The sequence below is a fragment of the Acetobacter papayae JCM 25143 genome, from assembly GCF_000613285.1.
In the GTDB taxonomy this organism is placed as follows: Bacteria; Pseudomonadota; Alphaproteobacteria; order Acetobacterales; family Acetobacteraceae; genus Acetobacter; species Acetobacter papayae.
Window position 1 is genome coordinate 1 of the sequence record NZ_BAIN01000119.1, and the last position, 3,636, is coordinate 3,636.

Below are 3,636 nucleotides of genomic sequence, written 5' to 3' on the forward strand. Positions count from 1 at the left end.
CCCGCGCCCGGCCCGGACGTTCCATGCCCGGCGCCACCCCGAGCACCATCCACCAGAGCGGCCCCCTGCAACAGCAGGCTCTTGCGTCATTCGGCCATGAACTGACCCCCGGCCAGACCCACGTGCTGCGCGAGATCGAAACCGACATGGCAGCCCCCACCCGCATGAACCGGCTTGTGCAGGGCGATGTCGGCTCAGGCAAAACGCTGGTGGCGCTGCTGGCCATGCTCCGCGCGGTCGAATCCGGTGCGCAGGCCGCTATCATGGCCCCTACGGAAATTCTGGCCCGCCAGCATGCCGCCACCTTTGCCCGGCTTTCTCCCGTGCCGGTGGCGTTCCTGTGCAGTTCAGTCAAAGGCAAGGCACGCAAGAAAGCACTGGCGGACATGGCGGACGGCACGGCGCGGCTGGCGGTGGGCACCCATGCGCTGGTGCAGGAAAACGTGCATTTTGCCGACCTCGGCCTTGCCGTGATCGACGAGCAGCACCGCTTTGGCGTGGAGCAGCGCCTGGCGCTGGCGGACAAGGGCCTTAATGCGGACATGCTGACCATGACCGCCACCCCCATTCCGCGCACGCTGCTGCTCACCCGTTTTGGTGATATGCGAATCAGCCGTCTGGAGGGCAAACCCGCCGGGCGCAAACCAATCCGCACATCGCTGCACAGCCTTGGCGCGATGGATGACGTGCTGGCGGGCATAGGCCGCGCCCTGCGCGATGGAGCACAGGTGTTCTGGGTCTGCCCCCTTGTTTCGGAAAGCGAGGCACTGGACATTGCCGCGGCCGAGGCCCGCCACGCCACACTGGTTTCGTATTTTGGTAAAAACCCACGCAGTGGGGGCAAGGCTCCGGTTATCGGGCTGGCACACGGCCAACAGGACAGCGCCGTGCGTGAACAGGCACTGGCCGAATTTGCCGCAGGCCATACGCAGCTTCTGGTTGCCACCACGGTTATTGAAGTGGGGGTGGATGTGCCGGGGGCGAGTATTATGGTGATAGAACATGCCGAACGCTTCGGGCTGGCACAGTTGCACCAATTACGTGGCCGCGTAGGGCGCGGGAGTGCGGCCTCCTACTGCCTGATGCTGCATGACGACGACCCCGGCCACACTGCCCGCCGCCGACTGGGCTGCCTGCGCGAGACGGAAGACGGTTTTCTGATAGCGGATGAGGATTTTCGCCTGCGGGGCGGGGGCGAGGCCACGGGCCGCCGCCAGTCCGGCCTGCCGGAATACCGGATTGCGTCTGATACGCTGGTGGACAGCCTGCTGGAAACCGCCCGGCGTGAGGCGCTGACCATTCTGCCAGAAGACAGCATAGCCCCGCCCGTGGGCCAGCAGCCCATACCTCTGGCACAGCATCTGAGCGAGGCCGCGCGCGCCGTGCTGCACTTGTTCGGCAAGGCAGACGCGGCACGTATTTTCAGGGGCTAGCCATCAGGCTTCTAGCCTGCCAGCCTCAATGATATGCGGCGTGCACTAACAGCCCGCCGCCGCCAGCCAAGCCCTGACCTGCTTCGGGATCGGCATGGCCAGTAAAGGCCGACACGGCAGAAACACAATCCGCCCCGGCATCCATGCAGGGCCTGACGCGCTCCAGCGTAATGCCGCCAATGGCCACAACTGGCGTCTCACCCACCTGTTTTTTCCAAACTGTCAGCTTGTCCGTACCCTGCGGGCCGAAAGCCATTTTCTTCAGCTTTGTTTCCCAGATCGGCCCTAGCGCCACGTAATCCGGGGCAAAAGACAGGGCGCGGTCGAGCTCCTCCGGGCAATGGGTGCTGACGCCAAGCTTCAGCCCACCCCGCTGGATAGCCGCGAAATCCGCCGTATCCAGATCTTCCTGCCCCAGATGGATGTAGGAAATGCCCTCATCCAGCGCGATCTGCCAGTAATCATTGAGCACAAGGCATACGCCCAGATCCTCGGCAATGGCTCGGGCGGAGCGGATTTCAGCCAGCAGTTCGGCCTCGGGCCGGTCCTTGACGCGAAGCTGGATAAAGCGTGCGCCTGCCTGCCCCAGCCGCTTGACCCACTGCGCGGAATCGACAACGGTAGATGGGTTGCGGTAGAGTTTTCATCCCAGAAATGCCTTTCCCGCGACGGGGGTGGATGGAGCCGCCATATCCCGCTCCTCCATAGGATCTGCCGCGCGGCCAAGCTGGCCAGCTTCCACCGCCAGCCTGAACGCACGTGCCATCTGCGCGGGGTCGCCCGCCCGCGCCACGGCGGTGTTGATCAGCACCGCGTCATACCCGAGTTCCAGCGCCTGTGCTGCATGGGAGGGAACCCCTAGCCCCGCATCGACCACCAGCGGCACACCGGGAAAATGCGCCCGCAGCGCACGCAGGCCGAACACATTGTTCAGCCCCCGCCCTGAACCGATAGGAGCCCCCCAAGGCATGAGCACCTCACACCCGCAGGCCAGCAGCCGCTCCGCCACCACCAGGTCCTCGGTCGTATAAGGAAACACCTTGAAGCCTTCTTCTGACAGGATGCGCGCGGCTTCCACCAGCCCGAACACATCCGGCTGGAGCGTGTCCTGCTCGCCAATGACTTCAAGCTTGACCCAGTCCGTACCAAAGACCTCACGCGCCATATGGGCGGTTGTGACCGCCTCCTTGACCGTATGGCAGCCCGCCGTATTGGGCAGGACCGGCACGCCCAGTTCCTGAATGAGCGACCAGAACGCCTGCCCCGTCTTTTCGCGCGCGGCCTCGCGCCGGAGCGAAACCGTAACAACGCCCGGCCGCGCCGCCAGCACGGCATCGCGCAGGATTTCGGGCGAAGGATACTGGGCTGTTCCCAGCATCAGGGGGAAAGACAGCGCCTGCCCGTAAAACAGAACATCCATGCGGTTATCCTCGCGGTTGTCTTGTATCCGATCCGTCATGTCAGCCTTTCGCACGCCGCCTTATCCGCCTGCATGGGGGCAACCACTTCAACCCGCATCCCGTCCGCGAGCGGTGTTGCAGCACGCTGCAACGCTGGCACGAAATGCCCGTTCAGCGCCGTGGCAATGCGCGCGCCACGGTAGCCAAGCTCTTCGAGCAGCTCCGCCAGTGTCGTGGCAGCAACATCATGCGTCTCGTCGTTCACCATGATCAGCATCGGATCATTTTCCTTAAAAACATCGATCCACCACAGCCCGCGCGGGCCAGTCTGCGGCCCCGCTCAGGCTTTCAGGCCGCCGCGTGACCGAAAATCCTGTCCGCTGCCTCTTCCGCCCGTGCGGGGGACAGCAGAAAGCCATGGCGGTACATACCATTGATAAACAAATATTTTCCATCCTGCGTCACGCGGGGCATATTATCGGGGTACGAAGGCCGGAGCCCGATACCTGTCTCGAGAATTTCCGCCTCGGCAAAACCGGGATGCAGGGTATAGGCCGCGTTCAGCAGTTCCAGCATGGAACGCACGGTCATGCCACCAGTGTCTTCACTTTCCACCATGGTCGCCCCGACCATGAAAAGATGGTCAGCTCTTGGCACGATATAGACCGGAATACGCGGGTGCAGCATCCGCACAGGCCGGTGCAGGGTTACATCACGACAGCGTAGCAGCAGCATTTCGCCCCGCACGCCGCGCAGCGTGTCCAGCCTGTCGCGCGCGACCAGCCCGGTGCAGTCCACCACCC

At 63.8% G+C, this 3,636-nt stretch carries 4 protein-coding genes and 1 pseudogene; 1 reads left to right on the forward strand and 4 read right to left on the reverse strand.

All coding sequences use genetic code 11. The features are described 5' to 3' along the window. The coding region (locus JCM25143_RS14600) for an ATP-dependent DNA helicase RecG (protein WP_025861760.1) at positions 1-1,433 on the forward strand (1,433 nt) is incomplete at its 5' end. A 45-nt stretch (positions 1,434-1,478) separates the two neighbouring features. On the opposite strand, the pseudogene JCM25143_RS20190 reads toward JCM25143_RS14600, so the two are convergent. The 4 genes and pseudogenes from JCM25143_RS20190 to JCM25143_RS14620 all read right to left on the reverse strand — a co-directional run. Further along, positions 1,479-2,080 (reverse strand): annotated as a pseudogene (locus JCM25143_RS20190) (thiamine phosphate synthase). Further along, positions 2,077-2,853, reverse strand: coding sequence for a thiazole synthase (locus tag JCM25143_RS14610; RefSeq protein WP_025861761.1), 777 nt, complete (start codon positions 2,851-2,853; stop codon positions 2,077-2,079). Before JCM25143_RS14610 ends, JCM25143_RS20190 begins: the two are co-directional and overlap by 4 nt. A 35-nt stretch (positions 2,854-2,888) precedes the next feature. After that, a complete protein-coding gene (gene thiS / locus JCM25143_RS14615; protein WP_025861762.1) occupies positions 2,889-3,110 on the reverse strand; it encodes a sulfur carrier protein ThiS in 222 nt (73 codons plus the stop codon). Positions 3,111-3,181: 71 nt separating this feature from the next. Next, positions 3,182-3,636: FAD-dependent oxidoreductase (locus JCM25143_RS14620; RefSeq protein WP_025861763.1), on the reverse strand; the 455-nt coding region annotated here is incomplete at its 5' end.

What these genes read in the sequence shown, in the direction of transcription:
- thiS (WP_025861762.1), bottom strand. Translation starts at nt 3,110, where the DNA reads ATGCTGATCATGGTGAACGACGAGACGCATGATGTTGCTGCCACGACA.
- JCM25143_RS14610 (WP_025861761.1), bottom strand. Translation starts at nt 2,853, where the DNA reads ATGGATGTTCTGTTTTACGGGCAGGCGCTGTCTTTCCCCCTGATGCTG.